General features: G+C 35.9%; 14 protein-coding genes. 6 read left to right on the forward strand and 8 right to left on the reverse strand.

Going from position 1 to position 22,077, the window contains the following annotated elements:
- Positions 1 to 20 precede the first annotated feature (20 nt).
- From KO502_RS06890 to KO502_RS06910, 5 genes are all read right to left on the reverse strand, one after another.
- Positions 21 to 1,442, reverse strand: a complete 1,422-nt coding sequence (locus KO502_RS06890; RefSeq protein WP_216021839.1) for a chitinase N-terminal domain-containing protein — start codon at positions 1,440 to 1,442, stop codon at positions 21 to 23.
- Positions 1,396 to 3,324, reverse strand: a complete 1,929-nt coding sequence (locus tag KO502_RS06895) for a hypothetical protein (RefSeq protein ID WP_216021840.1) — start codon at positions 3,322 to 3,324, stop codon at positions 1,396 to 1,398. Before KO502_RS06895 ends, KO502_RS06890 begins: the two co-directional genes overlap by 47 nt.
- Positions 3,325 to 3,466: 142 nt before the next feature.
- Entirely contained in the window at positions 3,467 to 6,163 is a 2,697-nt protein-coding gene (locus tag KO502_RS06900; RefSeq protein ID WP_216021841.1) for a hypothetical protein, read from the reverse strand.
- 5 nt (positions 6,164 to 6,168) lie between these two features.
- On the reverse strand, positions 6,169 to 7,419 hold the full coding sequence (locus KO502_RS06905) for an AGE family epimerase/isomerase (protein ID WP_252730591.1): 1,251 nt from the start codon (positions 7,417 to 7,419) through the stop codon (positions 6,169 to 6,171).
- A gap of 13 nt (positions 7,420 to 7,432) precedes the next feature.
- Complete coding sequence (locus KO502_RS06910; RefSeq protein WP_252730593.1) at positions 7,433 to 8,620, reverse strand: glycosidase; 1,188 nt, start codon at positions 8,618 to 8,620, stop codon at positions 7,433 to 7,435.
- 417 nt (positions 8,621 to 9,037) lie between these two features.
- Here KO502_RS06910 and KO502_RS06915 point away from each other — a divergent pair, with 417 nt between their 5' ends.
- A complete protein-coding gene (locus KO502_RS06915; RefSeq protein WP_216021842.1) occupies positions 9,038 to 10,033 on the forward strand; it encodes a LacI family DNA-binding transcriptional regulator in 996 nt (331 codons plus the stop codon).
- A 179-nt stretch (positions 10,034 to 10,212) separates the two neighbouring features.
- Here KO502_RS06915 and KO502_RS06920 read toward each other — a convergent pair whose 3' ends face one another.
- Positions 10,213 to 11,616 (reverse strand): MFS transporter, encoded by a 1,404-nt coding sequence (locus KO502_RS06920; protein WP_216021843.1) that lies wholly within the window; start codon positions 11,614 to 11,616, stop codon positions 10,213 to 10,215.
- Positions 11,617 to 12,103: 487 nt separating this feature from the next.
- Between KO502_RS06920 and KO502_RS06925 the strand changes: the two genes are divergently transcribed.
- From KO502_RS06925 to KO502_RS06945, 5 genes are all read left to right on the forward strand, one after another.
- Positions 12,104 to 13,285 (forward strand): AGE family epimerase/isomerase, encoded by a 1,182-nt coding sequence (locus tag KO502_RS06925; protein ID WP_216021844.1) that lies wholly within the window; start codon positions 12,104 to 12,106, stop codon positions 13,283 to 13,285.
- Positions 13,278 to 15,119, forward strand: coding sequence for a sulfatase-like hydrolase/transferase (locus KO502_RS06930; RefSeq protein ID WP_216021845.1), 1,842 nt, complete (start codon positions 13,278 to 13,280; stop codon positions 15,117 to 15,119). Before KO502_RS06925 ends, KO502_RS06930 begins: the two co-directional genes overlap by 8 nt.
- A 45-nt stretch (positions 15,120 to 15,164) precedes the next feature.
- A complete protein-coding gene (locus KO502_RS06935) occupies positions 15,165 to 16,562 on the forward strand; it encodes a phosphomannomutase (protein ID WP_216021846.1) in 1,398 nt (465 codons plus the stop codon).
- Positions 16,563 to 16,754: 192 nt separating this feature from the next.
- Positions 16,755 to 17,174, forward strand: coding sequence for an NUDIX domain-containing protein (locus KO502_RS06940; protein ID WP_252730594.1), 420 nt, complete (start codon positions 16,755 to 16,757; stop codon positions 17,172 to 17,174).
- An 86-nt stretch (positions 17,175 to 17,260) separates the two neighbouring features.
- Entirely contained in the window at positions 17,261 to 18,163 is a 903-nt protein-coding gene (locus KO502_RS06945) for a hypothetical protein (RefSeq protein WP_216021848.1), read from the forward strand.
- A 105-nt stretch (positions 18,164 to 18,268) separates the two neighbouring features.
- Here the strand turns inward: KO502_RS06945 and KO502_RS06950 are convergent, their stop codons facing one another.
- Together KO502_RS06950 and KO502_RS06955 are read right to left on the reverse strand one after the other, a co-directional pair.
- Positions 18,269 to 19,459, reverse strand: a complete 1,191-nt coding sequence (locus KO502_RS06950) for a lactonase family protein (protein WP_216021849.1) — start codon at positions 19,457 to 19,459, stop codon at positions 18,269 to 18,271.
- A gap of 351 nt (positions 19,460 to 19,810) precedes the next feature.
- Positions 19,811 to 21,640: a cellulase family glycosylhydrolase gene (locus KO502_RS06955; RefSeq protein WP_216021850.1), complete on the reverse strand. Its 1,830-nt coding sequence runs from the start codon at positions 21,638 to 21,640 to the stop codon at positions 19,811 to 19,813.
- Positions 21,641 to 22,077: the final 437 nt, after the last annotated feature.

Consider the following 22,077-nt stretch of genomic DNA (forward strand, 5'->3'; position numbering starts at 1 on the left):
TTCCTTGTTAATAAACCGCATTATAAAATCTCTCCATTCTCGTCAGTTTCTGCCGCAGGTGAGCCTAATAAATCTGAATGGATATATATAACTCGTTTTTGAGTCTGTGTATTCTTACGTGATGTTGTGGTAGTACGACCTTCAGAGCAATATTCTTTAGCGTCACTTTTAATACACGCTTTTATTTCGTAAGTATGAGTCCCTGAAGCGCTTGTTGTGGTATCTCGAAAGCTAGTTTCGATACCTTCATACACTTTTGTGTAGCTACCTGCAGCCCGTTTACGCGAAAGCTTGTAATAAGCCGATGGCACCATATTACTTGATTTACCCCATTTAACGGTGCTTATACCGACATTTTCAGTTGGCGTCTCAAGACTAGGTGGTGTACCCGGTATTAATAAAACAACCACTGTTTTTTCACTGGTGTAACCACTACATAAGGTTAGTTCACAAGCTTTTACACGATAGCTCCAACTACCATTTTCCTTCTTAGCTTGAGAAACATTCATTGAAGTGGTTGAAATAGTTTGACTCCAAGCACCGCTATTTAAACGCTCTTGCCATTGATAAGTCACTGAATCACCATTACTGGGCTTGGTAAAAGTAATCGTATAAATGCCGTCATTATCTATAGCAGGTGCTTCGATACTTGTTGGTAATAATACTAACGTTATTTCACTTGATATTGCCCATGGTGTTGAACACTGTTGAACTGCGGCCCCTACTTGATAACAAGCTTTTACGCGACTAGTATATTTACCCGCAGTTAACCCTGTTACCTCATGTGTAATATTTTTTCCTTTGTATACTTGGTTATAACTGCCGCCATTTTTACTTTGTTCAACTATATAATGCGACACCGTGCCACTGCTTTTACCCCAACTAATATTTGTGTTTTTCATATCTGAAGAGACTTGCGTAATGCTTGTTGGTACGCCAGGTTTGTGTGCAACATCTATATGTTTTTCTGATGAGGTATTACAACCCAATCGGTTACATGCTTGCACTTTATAGCTATATTGGCCGCTACCACGATTTGTTACATCGTAATTTCTCGTACCTGGGCTTGGAAAGCTTTCAGACTGCTGATTTGAAATTATTTTCCAAGCACCATCGTTGAATTTTTCACTTAATTTAAATTCTGTCGTTATGGTAGGTGTTGTCCAACTCACCGTATAATCACCGCTATAATTTAGACTCGTTAAGCTTATCACTGGATTGCCTACCGGTGGCCTAGCGTGTAATTCATTTGAGGTACGATAATCAGAGCATCGTTCACTACCATCATTAACACATGCGCGAACACGATAAACATATAAGTTAGGTATACTTAGTGTATCTAAATAAGTACGACCACTACCTTGGTATATTTTGCTATAGCTCACTGAATTCAGTTTACGATATACTTGATAATAAACACTTGCACCTGTAGGCGCGGTCATATTTGATGAAGCCCCCCCACTTAACTTCAACAAAACCATCACTCAAAGCAGGCAACGTAATATTACTAGGAACTCCTGGTGTATGGGCAACAGTCACTTTCTTTTCACTTGTGTAAGACGTATATAAGCTACCTTCTTTTGCTCTAACACGGTAACCATAAACACCGTTTGCCTTACCGCTACGAGACACGCTCGTCGACGTGGTTGAGTTTTCTGTACTCCAGCTACCATTATTTAAACGCTCTTGCCATAAATAAGTCACTGAATTACCGTTAGCAGGTTTAGTAAAAGAAATACTATAACTACCATTACTGTCTTTAGTTGGTGCTGTTAATCCTGCTCCTAACAAAGCTAATGTAATATCACTTGAAGTTCGCCATGATGAACAATTGGTATAAGAGCCTTTATTATTACAAGCTTTTACCCGACTCTTATATTTTCCTGCTTTCAGGGAAGGAACGGTATGAGTCAATGAACCTGATTGATAAACTTTACTATAACTGCCGCCATTTTTACTTTGTTCAACTACATAATACGACACAGTACCACTGCTTTTACCCCAGCTAATTTTTGTACTTTTCATATCTGAAGAGACTTGCGTAATGCTTGTTGGTACGCCAGGTTTGTGTGCAACATCTATACGTTTTTCCGCAGAGTAACTGCCACACCCAGTGTAATTACAAGGTTGCACCTTGTAATAATATTGTCCACTGCTACGTCCTGAACGACTATAGCTATTACTACTTGTTGTACTAACAACAGACCAACTGCCATTGTTTACTTTTTCACTAATATTATATTTAGTTACTAATGGAATGTTGGTTGACCAGCTAAAGGAATAACTACCATTGCTACTAGTAGAGCTACCAGATAATGAAGGTGCTCCACTTGGTGGATGAGCGTTAACAACTGAAGACGTTCGATAGCCCGAGCAACTTTTATAGCCACTAGTAAAACGACATGCTCGCACTCTATAATAAAATTGGTTAATAGAGTTACTGTTAAGCGTATGACTGAGCCCCGTTGTTTCTTTTACTTTTCTATAACTTCCACCACTACTCACCTTTTCTTCTAATTCATAAAAAAAATGACTATAAGGGCCAACTGCTCCCCCAACATTGACTACGCTCCAGCTTATCGTTTTAGAGCCATCGCTTTGTTCCGGTACGCTAATACTACTAGGTACGGGGGGAGTTATAGCCACTCTAACTGTTTTCTCGCCGCTATAACTTGAACATGCGCTTGATTGACATGCTCTAACTCTATATCGCCATGAGCCATTGGCACGGCCACTACGGTTAACTACTGTTGATGTAGTTGTGTAGGTGCTCCAGCTACCATTATTGAAGCGCTCTTGCCAAGTAAAAGAAGTTGCATGAGTCGGATTAGACCAAGAAACATTATAACTACCGTTATTATCTGTACTCGCTAGCTTTAAACTAGGTGTCGATGGCGTAGTGTTATAGCCTGCTTTTTGAATTAGCATCGCAGTAGGACAGCCACCTGTAAATTTATAGCCGCTGAAGGTTGTAACTTTACAGCCACTATATTTATGCGTACCTGTCCACTTCCAGCTAGCAACACGGTAAGGGCCGCAAATTAATTGTCTTTCTTTAGAGCTTATTCCGGGTCCAGATTCTGCCCAAAAACACCCCGGACCTATAAAATTGCCCCATGGGCCAGAAGAGTATATGTCATTAGGTACAACATATTCGGCTGCATTAGACGTGACGGGTAATGCCATCAATAAGCAAAAAGCTAAATAACACGTTTTCTTCACTGTATTACGTAATAGAAAGTAGTTAAATAATCGGCTTACCGTAAGTAAATTATGAATTCTTCTTATTGAAAATATTTTAATGATGTGACGTTTATCAAACACGTAAAATCCCTTTATTAGTTATTATAAGACTATGGTGACAACTTTTTATTTGGTTGTGTCGCCATTATCCTTGGCTTTTTTTAGTAATAAATAACTTGTGTAAACGGTGATATTTGTTACACAAGTTATTATTAAAGGCAGGCTACAAAGCAAGTTCTTTATTAAACTGCTTTATAATTGAAAGTGTTTCAGTATCTGAGGAAAACACCGTATTTAAACCTTGAGGCTCTTGCGCAGGGTCACCTAAATAATCATCACCTAAACGCCACTCGCCTTTATTCTCTGGGTTTGCACGGCCAAAACCACCATATGCCCAAAAATTTAATCCGGCTAAATTACCATTATTATCTTTATTGTTAAGTACTTGCTGAAAAATTTCGGTGAAAAATTGGTCGCGATACTTAGTAGAGTTTAAAGGTGAGTTGCTTTCTAAATGACGAGGAAAGCCAAACTCAGATAAAACGATAGGTTTATTCAACGTTTTAGCAACAACTAAGTGATCAACCATATATTGTTTGGCTTTATCTATAGCAACTAATGTTGATGCTTCTTGATCATCAACATCATACCAACTCCAGTTTTTAGGCCAAACGTGCATGGTGAGATAATCAACATCTTTATTATCATGTAACTTTTGAAAAACACTAACATCATTTAAACTGCCTGCTGCGCCTTCATTTCCGGTAGAAATCAACTGATAAGGCGCTAATTTTTCGATCAACTTTACTGAAGTATCTAACCAGTTTTTAAAGGCGTCATAATTTGATTTAGCAAAAACTCTAGGCTCGTTTGATAATTGCCAAGACATAATTGTTGGATCGCTGTTATACGCTTGCCCTGTAATACTATTTGTTCGGGTTATAATTTTCTCTACGTGCTGATAGAAAGCATTAGTACAAGGGATACAGCTATGAAATTGCTGTGTGTACGACATATAGTCAGCCCATGTATTGTTTTCTTCAAATGGGTTAGGTACATCACCATATCCATTCCAGTTTAAATACTGCGACATACCGCCAGACCAAATCCAGTTATTAGTTAAGTATAAAACGGCAACTAAATCTCGCTTTTTCATTTCTACTAATAAGAAGTCTAAGCCAACTAATAGCTCTTCATTGTATTGGCCTTGCTCAGGTTGTAATGCCGGTTTAACAACTGAATCACCATTACCACCATCAGCGCCCACTAATATTCTTAAATTAGAAACGCCATTTTTCTGTAGTTGATCTAACTCTTTAGTTAAACGCTCACGATCACCGTTTGCAGCGGCGATTAAAGGGCCGTACCAGTAATTAGTACCAATAAAGTAATACGGTTTTTCTGACTTGATAAATTGACCGTTATCGACGGTAATAAAGTTATTTTTGTTAACAACCATATGCGATATAACATTGGAAGGTGCCGATGTGCCGCTTTCATTAGTAGCAATAATTCGGTAGTCGTAGCTCTCACCGGTAACTAATGTATCACTATCTTGAAATAAGCTATCAACACTTGGATCAAATCTATTTTTTCCGTCGGATATTTCTTTCGCTATGACCTTCCAATCTGACGATTTTGATAATTTTCGTTCAATAATATAAGTACGTCCAACTGGCGAGCCCATCCAATTTATTTTTCTATCAATTGAAACAGATCTCAACACAGGAGCTTGTGGGCTAGGTAAAGGGACTGCTTTATCTAAACCGTCCATTTGAGCTGAAGCAGTGCGAATAATATCAACAACTTGTAATTCTTCATTTGCATTACCCTCGGGAAATCCCGGTAAATGATAGCTGTAATAAGGAGTACTACCTTCTTTATGCCAATAAAAACCACCGTCATTTCTTCTACCACGAAATCCCCAAATAAATGAACCTGCTGCTTGAGCACCATTGTGTTCATAATGAACAGCTGTTTGCATTATTTCGTTCATGCCTTTATAAGGTTTAAGGCCATATTCACCCACTAAATATACTTTTTTACCATCAATAGTGGCTAAGTCATCTTTTATGGTTTGTGGTTGGTTATTATTATTAACTGTATAAAAATGATTATTAATAATATCGACATTTTCATCGTTTAATGAATGTTCAAGAATTGATAAATAATTACCATCTACCACCAGTTGATTGGGCGCTAAAGATTTAATATGTGCTGCAGTTTTTTGTACAAAATCAGCTGTGCTTGATTTTAATTCGTTACCCGTTTCCCACGCCATTATTGCTTTTTCTTGGTAATAATAACGACCTGTAATGGTATTTTTACGCGTAATCACTTGAGTGATTATGTCTAAATAAGCCTTAAAAGTTTTACTCTTTGTATTATAAAACTCATCTTGATCTTCATTGTAAAAGGCTGCTAGCTGCTCACGGCCGCCCCACCATTGCCAATGGTCAATAAAAGGTAAAATTAATCGAAGCTTGTGCTCACTAGCTTGAGCAATCATTTGATCATAAACAACCATCGCCTTTTCATTTAAAATAGGCATACCGTTAGGTGTTTTAGGTTTATGAATATGTACTTCTCGTTGACACGCTTTGTCTGATGGATGCTCTACAGATAAAACATAAATACGGGTAGCTTTATGCCCAGTTTTGACAAGTGATTGAATCCAGTTTTCTTGTTCTGCAGCGGTAGGCCATTTAAAGTATTGTCCCCAACCTCTAGGATCAGCTTTACATACACCTAATCTATCATCTTCAATGCGATGTAATTCTGGCGCATTAAAACCTGCAAAACGAAAATTTTGGTCACCATCTTTCAATCGATGACCATCTCGTGTAATAAAGTTTTCAAAATCAGCAGCACTAACTGTTTGTAAAGAAAGAGTAATTAATAACAGTAAAAATTTATACATAGTTATTACCCCTTACAGCTTAGTTTAGTATTCTGTAAAGCCGTCTCTGATATATTAACTTCAATCAAATTAAATAATTTAACCACTTCCATCATCGCTCTGCCGTTATGATAAGGAGCTTTCCAAAAGCCAGTTTTATAAATGGCAGTGCGCTCATTATTGTCTGCGCTCGACATCCAATGCCACTCACCGGCAAAGTGATCAATATGATAACGTTGAATGAATAACCAAATCTTATTGCATGCATCTAGGTACTGACTTTCACCAGTTAAATAGTAAGCATTTAAGAAACCAACTAACGCCTCTGCTTGAACCCACCAATGGCTTTCTTCATGGCGTATATTGTCAGCTAACTCGTATTCATCACAAACTTGACCATGCTTACCTATTGCTTGATCAAGACACGCTGCAGCCAAATCAATAATAATAGGCTTGAAATAAGCAATTTTATCTTTATCGTTTAATATCTCTACCGCTTCCCACAGTAACCAGCTTGCTTCGATATCATGTCCATATGAAATTGTTTCAGACATGTCATTCCACTGCTTATCAAAAAACAATCTTAGATGTTTTATCTCTTTATCAATAATAAACTCATTGAAAACATCAATAACATGCTCTAATGCTTCTTTAACAACTTCATCCGGTGCAACAGCATATAGCGCACTATAAGCTTCGAGCACATGCAAATGAGTATTCATAGATTTCGGTGCGTTTAAGTCTTTTTCACTTAACCGTAAATCGTCAATAACTTGCCAATCTTGGGTATAAGCCTCGATGTAACCACCGAACTTTCTATCACGCGCATGCTCTTCAACAAGTTCAAAATATTGCATTGCTTTAGTTAATGCGACTTTATTGCCCGTTAACTTGTAATACGCACAAAAAGCATAAATGCAAAAACTTTGTGCATAGGTTTGTTTTTTACCGTTAATAGGCTCGCCTGAAGCCGAAACTTCCCAAATAGCCCCACCTAATTCAACATCATCGAAATAAGTAAGTAGATAATCAAATGCTCTTGTTGCTGCTTCTTCATATTCAGGTTTATCGCTAAATAACGCTTTTTCACTATAAAACCATAAGATACGACTATTTTGAACAATCCCTTTGGTTGCTCCTTCAACGACATTACCGGTAAAATCAATTTCACCTACAAAGCCGCCATGTTTATCATCAAGAGTGTTTTTCAACCACCATTGGCCAATATTATTCAATTCGGCAGTAATAGCTTGATTATCAAATTCGAGAAGTTTCATTGCTAAAGTCTCCCTACTTAAAGTAATTAGTATTGTTTTCAATTAGTTTATTAATTGCCTGCACCGAAGCTGCTGAACGCAAACCATCTTCTGGGGTGTTTTTACAATAATCAACTAATTGAGCAATGCTACTGGTTGCAACATGCATACGCGTATCTGAAGAAGCGTAATAAATATTTACATCGCCTTCATCATTCACAACCCAACCATTACTAAAGACAACGTTAGAAACATCACCTAAACGCTCGCTACCTTCAGGTGCAATTAAGTGGCCTGCAGGTTTATGAATTATTTTCCACGGTGAATTTAAGTCAGTCATGAAAGCATATAAAACATAACGTAAACCAGCTGCAGTATTACGCACACCATGCGCCAAATGTAACCAACCATCAGCGGTTTTCAGTGGCGCTGGACCTTGACCATTTTTTACTTCATTAATGGTATGATAAGTTTTTGAATCAACGATAACTTCATCTTTAATTTCAGCATTTTCCATTGTGTCAGATAAGCCCCAACCAATGCCGCCGCCGCCGCCAACACTGATAAATCCGTCTTGAGGACGCGTGAATAAGGCATACTTTCCATCAACAAATTCCGAATGTAAAACCACGTTACGTTGTTGACCAGAATAAGTAATTAAGTCTGGTAATCTTTCCCAATTAACTAAATCTTTAGTACGTGCGATACCACATTGTGCTTCAGCAGCGCTGGTATTCTCCATTAATGTCTTATCTTTTCTTTCCGTGCAGAATAAACCATAAATATAACCATCTTCATGAGCAGTTAAACGCATATCATAAACATTAGTATCTGGATTTTCTGTTTCTGGCAACGTTATTGGATTAGACCAAAAACGGAAATTATCTACGCCATTGTCACTTTCAGCCACAGCAAAAAAAGATTTACGGTCATTACCTTCAACACGCACAACAACAATATATTTACCATTAAATATAATTGCACCTGAATTCAACGTGGCATTCACACCGATACGCTCTAAAAGCATTGGGTTAGTTGACTCGTTAAAGTCATAACGCCAATTAAGCGGTATATGATCTCGGGTGATGATAGGGTTATTCCAACGTTGGAATATGCCATTATATTTATCACTTGGTTGATTGGTTAAAGACAATAATTCTTCATTGTTTTTAACTAGTTGCTTTACTTTATCTTGAAAAGTTTGTTTCATTAAATTTGTCATAAACCTTATCTCTTTGTATTTTACTAGAAGTCATTACCTTTATGAGCAACGGCTGCAGGTAATCGTTAATATTGATTGAATTGGCGAAAATTACAGATAACTTTCGTGTAACATTTTTATTATTTTAAAAAGTATTTTTACTTTTTAATAAAAAATTTTATTTAAACGCCACCAATAATGAACCGTGTACAATTAGTTAATAAATATATTATTGAAAGTATAAAAAATACCTAAAAGTATTAGGCTAAAGCCACAAAGAAACAAAATGAACCGGTTCAACATATTAATTTATCTCTTTTCTTTGGTTATTGCTAGTAATATTTCAATTAAGTTGTAAAAATAGCTAGTGTATGAATAGATAGTTCATCATATATCCAGTAAAGCTATTAACTTAAATAATTGTTGAGAGAAATATAAATGAGTACAATCAGAGATGTAGCCAAGGAGGCGGGCTTATCAACAGGTACAGTTTCAAAAGCGCTCAGTGCTCCTAAAACAGTATCACCTAAAAATTTGGCTAAAGTACAAATTGCTATTAAAAAGCTAAATTATAAACCCAACATGCTTTCACAAAAATTTCGCAATAAACAATCTAAAACAATAGTGGTTTTAGTACCTGATATTGCTAACTTGTTTTTTGCTCAAGTTATCAGTGGCATTGAATTTATCGCACAAAAAAAAGGCTACAGTGTTTTATTAGGTGATACCCGTGACGATATTGATCGAGAGCAAGAATACATCAAAATGGTTGAGACTCGTTTAGCTGATGGTATCATCAATTTACGTCCGTATATTGAAGGTGACTCGATGTTACCCAATGATGGTGTAGTTGCTGTCAGTGCTGGTGGTTGTGAGAATACGCCCTACCCATCAGTGAGAATAGATAATGCTGGAGCGAGTAAAAAAGTTGTCAATTATTTACTATCCCTTGGTCATACGCGGATAGGGGTTATCTCAGGCTTAGCAAATAATCCGCATACTCTAGATAGAATGGCGGGTTACAAAGCGGCTTTAGAACTTGCTGGAATTGAGTTTGATCCAGATCTCATTTACGAAGGTGACTTTAAGTATTGGTCAGGTATGAACGCAGCAGAATATTTCTACCAATTAGAAGATAAAAAACCTACTGCCATATTCTCAATGAATGATGAAATGGCAATATCTGCAATGAAAGGTTTTTTAAATCACGGTTTACGTATACCCGAAGACATTTCAATCACCGGTTTTGATGATCGACAAGTATCACGTTATCTAAATCCAGCCCTAACTACCGTATCACAACCGGCGGAAAAAATAGGGGAAAGATCTGCAGAACTATTATTACAATTAATTGAAGGTAAAAAACCAAACCAAACCGAGTTTGTTTTGCCTTACGACTTTGTGATTAGAGAAAGTACCGCGCCAATCAAGTAATCAATATCTAGTTAAGAGCCTTACCCTGAAATTGATACAAAAAAATTCTCTGTATCAATTAACTATTTAATATAATACAGAGAATTCAAGCCACAACACCAAACTTATATTTAACGATAATTAATTAGAACTTAACCACTCAGTTCCGGGTTAAAATCACTAATTATCATTATTAATCACTAGTTATCACTCTTTAAAGTAATACCCTTGCGTAATTTTTGGTTAATATCTTCAATAACACCATCAGTTAAATTATAAAAATAAATAAATACCCCTGAAAGTAGTGCGCCGGCTGCGGGTAAGTAACTAACCATCATACGTATACCTTCTTTTGCCGTTTCTGTTTGTTCGGCATTAGCTTCATACCCATAAATAGCTAAAGTCCAACCTGTCATGGCTCCACCTAATGTCCACCCCATTTTTTGAGCAAAAGAGGCTGATGAAAAAATTAAGCCTGTAGAGCGACGACCGGTTGTATATTCGGAATAATCAGCGGTATCCGCGTACATAGCCCAAAGTAACGGAAAAATAATACCCGCACATATACTAATAAGCACTTGAGAAATAATGATTAACCACACTTGCGTTTCTGTATAATAAAATACCGACACACTTAATATTGCCGCAAGAAACATGGCATACATAAAGGTATTCTTTTTACCAAGAAATGATGAAACAGGCTTGGCGAGCATAACCCCAGCTAAATTTGCTGCTTGTCCAAGAACTAAGTAAGTAGCGATTAAACTAAAAGAAACACCAAAAATATCGACACTATCAACTGTAAGGTAGTATTTTATATAATAAATAGCAGCGCCATCACGAATACTATTAAATATTAATGTGGATAGCGCGGCTCCTAATAAAATAAACCAATGCTTGTTCTTAGCTAAATTTTTTAAATCTGCTTTGAGTGAATTTTTTTGTTCTTTAGGTGGTTGAACACGCTCTTTGGTCCAAGCAAAAGTGAAATAGAATAGTATTGCACATAAAAGGCCGTAAACCATCACGGTATACATCCAACCTGATTGCATATTCGGCTCAGTGGCTCCTAACGTACTAAAATAGGCTAACAATGGCTCAACCATTGCCAATGAAACCATGCCACCTGCAAAAGCAAATACCATACGAAAAGACGCAAGTGTTGTTCTATCTTCACTATGTGATGACATAACACCTAATAATGAACCATAAGGTACATTAACTAGGGTATAAGCCACCATCATCAAAGAATAAGTAACATAGGCATAAAGCACTTTATATTCCATTGACCAATCAGGGGTAGTAAAAGTTAAAACACCAACTAGGCCAAACGGAATTGCACCAAAAGCAATATAAGGACGAAACTTTCCCCAACGAGTATTAGTACGATCGGCAATAATACCCACAATAGGGTCAGTAACCGCATCCCAAATTCTAACGACTAAAAACATGGTTCCAGCTGCCGCTGCAGCCATACCAAAAACATCAGTATAGAAAATAAGTAAGTAAACAGAAAATAACTTCCAAAACATTGACGAGGCAAAGTCACCAAAGCCATATCCAATTTTTTCTCTCAACCCTGGTCGGTCTTCATTTACAATCATATTTTTAGCCTTATTTAACGACAACGTTACTAAGTTATTACTTCATTATTTATTTTAATTTTATTGGTAATTAAATTATCAACTTTATAAGGAAGGATAAGTCACACGAACCAAATGAACCGGTTCAACAAGATAGCTATTCAACCAATAATTAAACAAAGTGTCAACAATTAATTCTAAAGCCTCTTAAATATCAATATTGACGCTGTTTTTCGTCATTTATATTCTATATCCCTTAAATTAACCTACAAAAATGGTAACTACAGAGTTAAAATTATAGCTGATTTTTCACTATTATCTTCTATTTACTCTCTCTGTTTTAAATTAAAACTCTTTAAATATTATATGGATAACTTTTTATTTAAAATATTATTGAAACTTAAAATTGAACCGGTTCATATTGTGTGCAAGAATAACTTTACTCAGGGTTACTAAATTTATAGTTATCCAATTCAGAAAATATAATTTAACTTTTGGAAATATAGTAATGAACAAAGAACTTTCCGCTGCAATTAAAAATTACGTCAACTGGCTTTCCAAAGACGCATTACCGCTTTGGAGCTCAAAAGGAATAGACAAAGATGGATCAAGTATAGAGCAGTTTAACGCTACTGGCCTCCCAGATTTAATGTGTAATAAACGAGTTCGCGTGCAAGCTAGACAAATGTTTGTATTTTCTGCTGCAGATCAGCAAAGCTGGATAAATAACGGTTTTGATTTAGTCTCTTCTCTAGAAAGCTTTTGTCAGAAATACGCAACGATTCCAGGAAAATCCCATTATGCTCATATACTTAATGCGGATAATATTGTTATTAATCCAAATACAGATTTATACGATATTGCTTTTTTCCTGCTTGCCTATGCTTGGCGATATCATGTATTTAATGATTTAAATGCGCTTAAAAAAGCCAATTCGTTACTTAATGCAATTGACTTCAATTTAAAAGAATCCCCCGGAGGCTGGATGGAGGGCGACTATTCAAGTGAACATCGTCGACAAAATCCGCACATGCATTTATTTGAAGCCTTCTTGACCTTATACCAGTTTACTAATGACGGAAAGTGGCTTGCTAAAGCTGGAGAGATTTACTGTTTATTCGAAACCACCTTCTTTGATCATAAAAACAAAGTATTACTTGAGTTCTTTAGTAACGACTGGAAACCTGCAGCAGGGAATATAGGCACCATTGTTGAACCTGGACATATGATGGAATGGGTCTGGTTATTAAGACAATATCAAAAATTCACCCAAGCACCTGTAGATAACTATTGTCATCACTTATATCACAACGCTCTAAGATTAGGTTTAGATACATCAAGTAACTTATTATTTGATGAAGTTAATACCTCTGGAGATATAACCAAAACGAGTAAACGTTGTTGGCCTATGACTGAGTGGATAAAAGCAAGCTTAGCCCAAGCTGAGCATAGTAATACAAATGATACCTACGATTATATTTCAGATGCAGTTACCGCTTTATCCTCGTTAACCGAACATTATTTAACATCACCTCATCAAGGTCAGTACATAGATAGTATAGGTGAGAACAATGAAGTCATTATTGATAATGCTCCAGCTAGTACATTATATCACCTTGTAGTAGCTGGCTTAGAAGCACAGAAATTTTCACAAAAATTCACTATGGATTCTATAAAAAATTATGCTTAAAACTACCTTAATAGCAATTATGCTCTGCAGTACTTTTGTATGTTTGGCTGGTGAACACAAACAACCTAATATATTACTAATATCTGCTGACGATATGGGCTTTGATGATAGATCTAGCCAAGGCCATCAATATATAAAAACTCCTTCATTAGATACATTAGCCCAACAGTCCGTAAGCTTTACTGACTTTAATGTATCTCCTGTATGTTCAACAACTAGAGCTGCATTATTAACAGGTAGAGACTTTTATAAAACCGGTGTTTCTGGTGTACATGGGGGGCGTGATTATATGCACCTTTCTGAGACATTAATCTCAAATGTACTACAGAATAATAACTACCGAACTGGTACTTGGGGTAAATGGCATTTAGGTAAAACTAAAGGTTACTTACCTGAAGATAGAGGTTTTGATGAAGCTTATTATGCTGAATTATATCAACATAAAAATAGTACTGGTTTTCTTAACGGTAAGCCTATCAAACATAAAAAATGGGTTTCAGAAGTAATTACAGACTATGCCATTGATTTTATGAAAAAGCCTTCAGATAAACCATTTTTTGCTTACGTGAGTTTTTTGGCTCCACATGAACCTTGGTTAGCGCCTGAAAAGTATGTTAAACCACTTGTCGAACAAGGACTTCGTCCTGCGATTGCTAATTTATATGGCATGGTTGAGGAAATGGATTCAAATATAGGACGTCTATTAACTTTTCTTGATAAAAATAAGCTTGCTAATAATACCATAGTTATATTTCTATCTGATAATGGCCCGTGGTGGGACTCTAGTAACTTAGGCGCTATGACAAAGGAAGAGTGGCAGCAAAGAAATCCAAGTAATCTAAAGGGTAATAAAGGTCAAACTTGGCAAAATGGTATTCAATCACCATTATTCATGCGCTGGCCCGCACAATGGCAAGCAAAAGAGGTTACTCGCTATAGTGAAGTCAAAGATATATTTCCAACCTTAATTGATGTATTGGGGATTACTCTAAACGAAAATCATAAAGATATTGACGGCTATTCACTATTACCTCTGATTTTGAATGATAAGACATATTCAAACCCTCGTGAAACTTATATTGGTTCACACGACGTTATTTCACGTAAGCATTTATTTAATCAATGGACACCTATTAATACAGTAGCCAGAGATAACATGTTTTTTGAGGATCAAAAAATAGGCCTACGTAACGAAAAATATAAATTAATACTTAACCCTGCGTTAGATAGACCTGGTTACCCTACATCAATAGATAATTATGAGCTATTTGATATGCAATTAGACCCCTTAGAAACTCATAATATTTTCGATGATGAACCAGAAATATCACGAAAAATGAAAAAAAGCTTAGAGTCTAAATTTTTATCCTTACGTAATGATGAGAATGCTTATAGAACCCCTGTTTTTATCATCGACTCAAATGACGATGTTTCAGTCGTAAATGGATTTGGCCCAAGTAATACCGAAGGAAATACACAAAGTAAAGCGCATGTATTGAGCGGCTTAAAAGCTAAAGGTGATCTTGCTACCTTCCAAATAAAAGTTAACAACAATGCAGATTTTGATATTTACATCAAACAAAGAGATACCAACGGTGTTGGCATTGTTGCTTCTATTTCCGTCGGTGACAAGCAGTTAACTCATGAGTTTACAGAAGAGTCTATTCAAAAAGTGGGTAGCTTATCTTTAGATAGAAAAGACACCTCATTTACTTTTAAGGTACTCAAAAATAATAGCTACAAACCATGGACTGAGATATCAACTTTAAGACGCTTTTTCTTTGTTCCTAAAGGCCATAAGATCGATTTATTGAACTTAGAAATACCACAATAAAATTAACTTATTCTTTATAAAGACAAAAATTAAGGTTGCATAATAATGAACACCACAAATGATAATGTAATAAATATCAATCCAAAATCACTTACTTGTTTTAAGACATATGACATACGCGGCATTGTACCAACAGAATTGAATAACGAAATAGCCTACCGAATTGGCCGAGCATACGCGAGTCGGTTTACACCAAATACAGTCGTTATTGGTAATGATATTCGTTTGTCTGGACCTGAGCTTTCTGCCGCCTTAGCGCAAGGCCTAAGAGACTCTGGCGTGAATGTAATTAATATTGGAGAATGTGGTACTGAAGAAATATATTTTGCAGTACCACATTTAAATGCTGATGGCGGTATTTGTGTTACCGCTAGTCATAACCCTGCCAATTATAATGGTATGAAATTTGTTGGAAAAGGCTCTACGCCTATTAGCGCCGACAATGGCTTGTTTGATATAAAAAGTCTTGCTGAAAAAAACAAATTCACTGCTATCACTGACATTGGTACTTTAGAAAAATCTGATATTAGTAGTGCTTACATAAATAAGCTAATGACCTTCACCAACACAGACAACCTTAAACCTTTAAAAATTGTTGCTAATCCAGGTAATGGCGGAGCTGGTGCAGTAATTAACGGTATTGAACCTCATTTACCTTACAATTTTAAAAAGGTTCAGTTTACACCTGACGGTCACTTCCCTAACGGCGTACCTAACCCTTTATTACCTGAAAATAGAGCTGTATCTCGTGATGCCGTTCTTGCTGAAAAAGCTGATTTTGGTATCGCCTGGGATGGCGATTTTGATCGCTGCTTTTTCTTCGATGAGCGAGGTGAATTTATTGAAGGTTACTATATTGTAGGTTTATTAGCACAAGTTATGCTAGCAAAGCAACCAAACGAAAAAATAGTCTATGACCCAAGGCTATATTGGTCAACACTCGAAACCATTGCATCAGCAAATGGTACTGCTATAGCAAGCAAAACGGGCCATGCTTTCATCAAGCAAACTATGCGATCCGAAGATGCTCTCTATGGTGGAGAAATGAGCGCACATCATTATTTCCGTGATTTTTATTATTGCGATAATGGCAATATTCCTTGGTTATTGATTGCTGAACTTATCTCCACTTCAGGTAAAACGTTGTCACAATTAGTAAAAAGTGTTACCGAAAAATTTCCTTGTAGCGGCGAGATAAACCTGACAGTTAACGATAGTAATAAAATAATAGCGGCACTTACTGATACATATACTGAAGATGCCCTAAATATAGAAACAATAGATGGCATTGGTATGAATTTTTTAAATTGGCGCTTTAATGTGCGAACATCAAATACTGAGCCATTGCTTAGAGTTAACATTGAAACCAGAGGTGACAAGAAATTATTAACTGAAAAAACCACTGAATTAATTGATCTAATCAATAAACTCAACACAAAATAATTCGATCCTAATTTGCCTCACTCGTGATAATAAATCTGCTATATTAATATCACGAGTTGAGGAAAAATAGTGGTACATAGTATTTAAAAAAAGGAAAGTGAGCTAGTTATGTTTAAATATTGCCCCGAATGTAAACACGAAACGATTTCCTTCGTAAATGCCCACTACCTTACGTGTACCGAATGCGACTTTTTGTATTACCATAACGCCGCCGCTGCGGTTGCCGTTATAATAAAATACCGAGATGAAATATTACTGACCGTTCGAGCTAAAGAGCCTGGATTAGGAAAGTTAGACTTACCCGGCGGTTTTGTTGATCATAATGAAACGCTAGAAGCTGCATTAATAAGAGAAGTTCAAGAAGAGTTATCCCTTACTATTACTCCTTCGCAACTGCGGTATTTTACTTCTGAGCCCAATACCTATCAATTCAAGAATATTCTGTATAATACAATCGATGCATTGTTTACAGTAGAGCTAGAAAGTAAACCGGAAACTTTTTGTGAGCAATCAGAAATAAAAAATATACTTTGGATAAAGAAGAGCGAATTAAATGTAAATGATTTGGCTTTTACCTCTACCAAAGCAGCAATGAAAAAATATCTCAAGTGATCACCTATTAAATTTCCAGTATTAGCTATAAGTGATAACTCAACTTACTTTTGAGCAAGAAACTCTCCATTTTAAGGAATAAATTAATGAATAATTTAATACATTCCTCTTTTAAACATTATTGTATGACTCTTGCGCTAATAGCGCTAATAGCCACACCTGTCATAACTAAAGCAAAAGAACAACAAGTAGATATAGTTACCTACCCATGGATTGAAGGTGGGTTTAAGGTTGATGACTATTACATTGCTTTGTTGAAATTAGTTTTAGAAAACTCAAAAGATAAGTTTGGTGAATATGAATTAATTAAAGCCGAATTCCCAATGTTTCAAAATAGGGTGGTAAGCGAAATTAAACAAAATCGAGGTTTAGTAAATATATTATGGACTAAGACTTCAATACAAAGAGAACAGGTATTGGCGCCGATTAGATACCCATTATTAAGAGGGTTAGGTGCATATAGAATCGCACTTATACATAAAGATAACAAACTAAAATTCAGTAGCTTAACATCTGAAAAATCATTAAGACATTTACTTGCTGGCCAAGGCGTTTCTTGGCCTGACTCATTAATATTACAAGATAATAATTACTCTTTATTGGAAGTTCCAGGCCATGAGTCACTGTTTAAAATGCTTTCCAGTAAACGCTTTGATTATATGCCTCGAGCGCTAAATGAAGCATGGGATGAAGCTGAAATGTTTCCAAATTTAATTGTGGATACCAATTTTGCTATTCATTATCCCGCGCCTTATTATTTTTTTGTGAATATTAATAATAATAGATTAATTGAAAGACTAGAGTATGGGTTTAGAATATCTGAAGAGAACGGAAGTTTTAAGGCATTGTTTGATACTCATGAGTCAACCCGAGAAGCATTACTTAGAGCTGACTTACCTAACAGAAAAATATTTTGGTTAACTAATAATTTTTTATCTCCTGAAACTAAAAAAGTGATGGAGCAACACAAAGGTGACTTTACCAAATAATATTAATAACCAATTATGTATAAAAAATTACCGGTAAATCCATTTTAATGTGTACTTAATGCTTTTAATTTCCAGAACAAAGTGATGCCTTAATCACACACCATATCAAAAACTTAATTGCGTTAAATAAACAGGCTTTGAAAGCTTTAACATTTCACCTGTATAATTAATTCTACCATTATCTTCAATTATAAAAGATGTAATGTTATCGCTATTCTGATTGGCGACTAACATTGACTTACCATCAGAAGTTATAAGAAAAAATCTTGGCCATTGCTCTTTAAGCATCATATGCTGAACAAGCTCAAGCCTCCCAACAGCATCGATATGAAAAACTGCGATGCTATTATGCCCACGATTAGATACGTAAAGGTATTGCCCATTAGCGCCAATAGCAATATGCCCACCTTGACTATGTTTAGTAAAATCAGCGGGCAGGGTATTTATCTCTTGTTGGGCAACAAGCTCGCCATTTGGCGTTATAGACGTTGTAACAACCGTATTGTTTAATTCATTTAAAATATAACTTATCGGCTTTTTAGGGTGAAATACCATATGCCTAGGCCCTGAACCTGGTGACATTTTAAATACAGAACTTGCTGTTGATATTTTCCCCGTTTGCTTGTCAATAGGGTAGGTAAATACCTTATCAAGCCCCAAGTCTACCGCGTAAATATAGCTCCCATATGGGCTCCACTGAGCCCAATGTGCATGCGGCCCTTTTTGCCTCTGTTGATCTACTCCTTGCCCCTTATGGTTAATTATTTGAGGTAAAGATTCTATTGAGCCTGAGTCTTTATTTAAGGTGAAAATAGCAATATTCCCTGAACTATAATTAGTGATCGCTAACTGTTTTTTGTTTGGACTAATGGCGACATAACAAGGATCCGCTCCTTCACTAGAACGCATATTTAAAGTATTCATCTCCTGCTCTTCATTATTCCATAAAAAACTTGAAATAGTGCCTGAGGATGCTTCCTCAACGCCGTAAAATCGTTGATTAGTAATATCATACGCCCCAAACGACGGATTATTTGCTTTTTTAACTAGACGTAACGAGTCAAAAGTATGTTTAGTTAGATCATAGTCGAATACATAAAGCCCTTCACTACCATTTTCAGAAGTATAGGTACCTGCCAGAACAGTCGTTTTTTTATGCTGAGTTGAGTTTAAAATATTTTGTTTGGCTAGAGATGTAGGTGTACACAAAATAGTGCCACAAGACAATAAGCTTAACGATAAAAACATTACACTAAAAACAGCATTTTTCTTAATAGCTAACAGGGGATTGTTCATAAATCTCTCATTATATACAAAAATGTATAAGCATCACATAAATGCTTACAACATGTAAATTACAACAAAAAAGCCCTAAACATAAAGGTTTAGGGCTATAAAAAAGTCGCTGTTTCGCTCTATATTATAAAAACATTAAGCAACTTGTTTCGTAGCTAAGGTCCTACTAAGAACAATACCAAACTCTAAACCACGTAACCCTGCCAAACCTTTCAAACAACCGATTGCAGAATAACCAGGAATAGTTTTCTTGCCAAGGTCATCTAAAATTTGATTCAGCTGAACAAGTCGAGTTATGTAAAGATAATAGCAGCCACTATCGACATTATTTATACTCTCTTAGTTATTATTTTATTGATAAAGTATTTCAGTTCTTGCTAGCTGAGCTTTACCACCCTTAAATAATACTTTGATATAATTGTACTTTTCATCACCTTTATAGGTATAAAGTTTAGGTTTCCAATAACTATAGTTTGATTCACTATTAACAAAGGTTTCCGGCACTATATTAAGTTCGGTCCAATTAATTCCATCATGTGATCCCGCTAGAGCTAAATAAGTAAACCTTGTTTTTTCAAAAGCATATAGTAAAAATTTATCTAGTTCACCTGGAACTTTATAGGTTACTTCTGACCCATAATCCCCTGCTAAGCGATGACGGATTTCTTTAAAGCTACGATCACTTCCTGTTACAGGAACAATGCCTTTACTGTCTTCAACAACACCTAAATTTTTCATTGTATCTATTTTGGCTAGCTGATTAACTTCAACCGGGCCAACAATATTTGAATATGTTGAACTACCAGCTTGATTTAATGCCGATACTCGATAAAAGTATTTATTTCCTAATTTTGCATTTTCATCATGAAATAATGGGAAGTAAGGAACATCAGCGTCAGAAACATTATACCCAACAATTTTCCATGGTCCCTTTTTGCTTATTGAACGTTCTACGTTGTAGCCTGTTGCGCCCATTGACCCTTGCCAATTAATCGAATAAGTATTGCTAATTGGTAATAGCTTTGGTGCTAAAGGTAGTGAAATTGGTGGTGTTTCTAGACCTTGAATTTCATACGCTTTATTACGATACATAGTCATCAAGCGTTTTTCATCATAAGCCAATCCCGATGGGAACCCTGGCCAATGAAATGCTTTAAACAATCCAGCACCTAAAGGCTCCGAATGCCAATAAAATCCCCCTTCACGACGGTGATGTCTTAAGCTCCAGATAAGTGCCCCCATGACTTCTTCTTCATCAATTACTTTATCTAATGCTGTTTCAATTGCAGAGCTACTTGCAAAACCAAATTCACCAACTAAGTAAACTTTACGTCCTTTAATTAAGTCTAGATTTTTTTGAATATTTCCTGCTATTAAGGTTGTGTCACGCTCGTAATGGTGAGATGAAACCATGTCAATCGACCATTCATTTAATGATTCTTCACGAACTAACGGATAATCTAAATCATCACTAAACCAACCATCCATAACTAAGTGGTTACTATCCTGTGATTTAATATAACGAGTAATATCGAATGTCCACTCAGGCGGGCTAGTCAATTCATTACCTGTTTCCCAACATAAAATTGATTTATCGTCTTTATATTTAACACCGGTAATGCTATTAGTGCGATTTAATGTATATTTAATTGTTTCTTTAAAGTCGTCTCTTAATTGTTTATCAACCCAAAAATCTTCGGCTGTTTTACCACGAAAGGCTGCATAATTAGGTCGCCCTCCCATCCATTGCCTATTATTTAATAATGGAAAAATAATCCGAATATTGTACTCATTAGCCAGAGCTAGCATCATATCTGTTACTTTAAATGCTTCTTCGTTGAATTTACCAGGTGCTTCAACATATGTTGGCGCTTCTTTCGGAAAACCGGTATTTCTCACTGGAATAGTGTAAATGCGAATAACTTGACCGCCCATTTCTTTTACGGTGGCAAAAATATCACGCATTTCAAATTCATTCGGCAACAAATAAGGATTCGTTGCTTTAAATGACATTTCGTCTTCTTGAAAGTTTAGCGTTGGCACGTTAAAAGAAATAAAGCGGTAGTCTTTATCACCATCTTTTAGCTTGCTCCCATCAACGGTAATGAAGTGTTCAAATCCTCCCGCATGGGAGAGTATGGAGAAAATTAAAAAAAATAAGCCATATATATATTTATTCACTGTGATTCCTTATGTAGGGCCTTAGTTAAAGGCATGTATTATTAAAAGATTATTAGCTACAAACTAAGTATGTTGAATTTGCACATTGCACCTTTTAATTAAAAATTTAGTCATTTGAGAATAGTCGTTATATCGACATTACTATTCACTCATATCATCAGTTTAAACCACAACAAAAAAGTGAACCGGTTCAAACTATATTGGATTTTGTACGGAAGAGCAAATAAACAAACAAAATTTAAATATAGAAATCTAAAATATAAACTGATGAAGGAATGGTTATTCAGGAGAATTGCTCCTGCATTATCTTTATAAGCAACATCTGTGTAGCGTCCTTCTAAGTCACTGCAACGGAGAGGTGATATTACTCACACGCTTCCTCGATGGGTTTAAAATAAAAAAGTCGCTATAAAAGCGACTTTTTGTATTCTAATATT

This window comes from Colwellia sp. E2M01, assembly GCF_018860585.1.
In the GTDB taxonomy this organism is placed as follows: domain Bacteria; phylum Pseudomonadota; class Gammaproteobacteria; order Enterobacterales; family Alteromonadaceae; genus Colwellia.

Excerpts from the sequence above, each read along its gene's own strand:
- KO502_RS06890 (WP_216021839.1), bottom strand. The coding sequence starts at position 1,442 with ATGACCGCGCCTACAGGTGCAAGTGTTTATTATCAAGTATATCGTAAA.
- KO502_RS06900 (WP_216021841.1), bottom strand. The coding sequence starts at position 6,163 with ATGTATAAATTTTTACTGTTATTAATTACTCTTTCTTTACAAACAGTT.
- KO502_RS06905 (WP_252730591.1), bottom strand. The coding sequence starts at position 7,419 with ATGAAACTTCTCGAATTTGATAATCAAGCTATTACTGCCGAATTGAAT.
- KO502_RS06910 (WP_252730593.1), bottom strand. The coding sequence starts at position 8,620 with ATGACAAATTTAATGAAACAAACTTTTCAAGATAAAGTAAAGCAACTA.
- KO502_RS06915 (WP_216021842.1), top strand. The coding sequence starts at position 9,038 with ATGAGTACAATCAGAGATGTAGCCAAGGAGGCGGGCTTATCAACAGGT.
- KO502_RS06920 (WP_216021843.1), bottom strand. The coding sequence starts at position 11,616 with ATGATTGTAAATGAAGACCGACCAGGGTTGAGAGAAAAAATTGGATAT.
- KO502_RS06925 (WP_216021844.1), top strand. The coding sequence starts at position 12,104 with ATGAACAAAGAACTTTCCGCTGCAATTAAAAATTACGTCAACTGGCTT.
- KO502_RS06930 (WP_216021845.1), top strand. The coding sequence starts at position 13,278 with ATGCTTAAAACTACCTTAATAGCAATTATGCTCTGCAGTACTTTTGTA.
- KO502_RS06935 (WP_216021846.1), top strand. The coding sequence starts at position 15,165 with ATGAACACCACAAATGATAATGTAATAAATATCAATCCAAAATCACTT.
- KO502_RS06945 (WP_216021848.1), top strand. The coding sequence starts at position 17,261 with ATGAATAATTTAATACATTCCTCTTTTAAACATTATTGTATGACTCTT.
- KO502_RS06950 (WP_216021849.1), bottom strand. The coding sequence starts at position 19,459 with ATGAACAATCCCCTGTTAGCTATTAAGAAAAATGCTGTTTTTAGTGTA.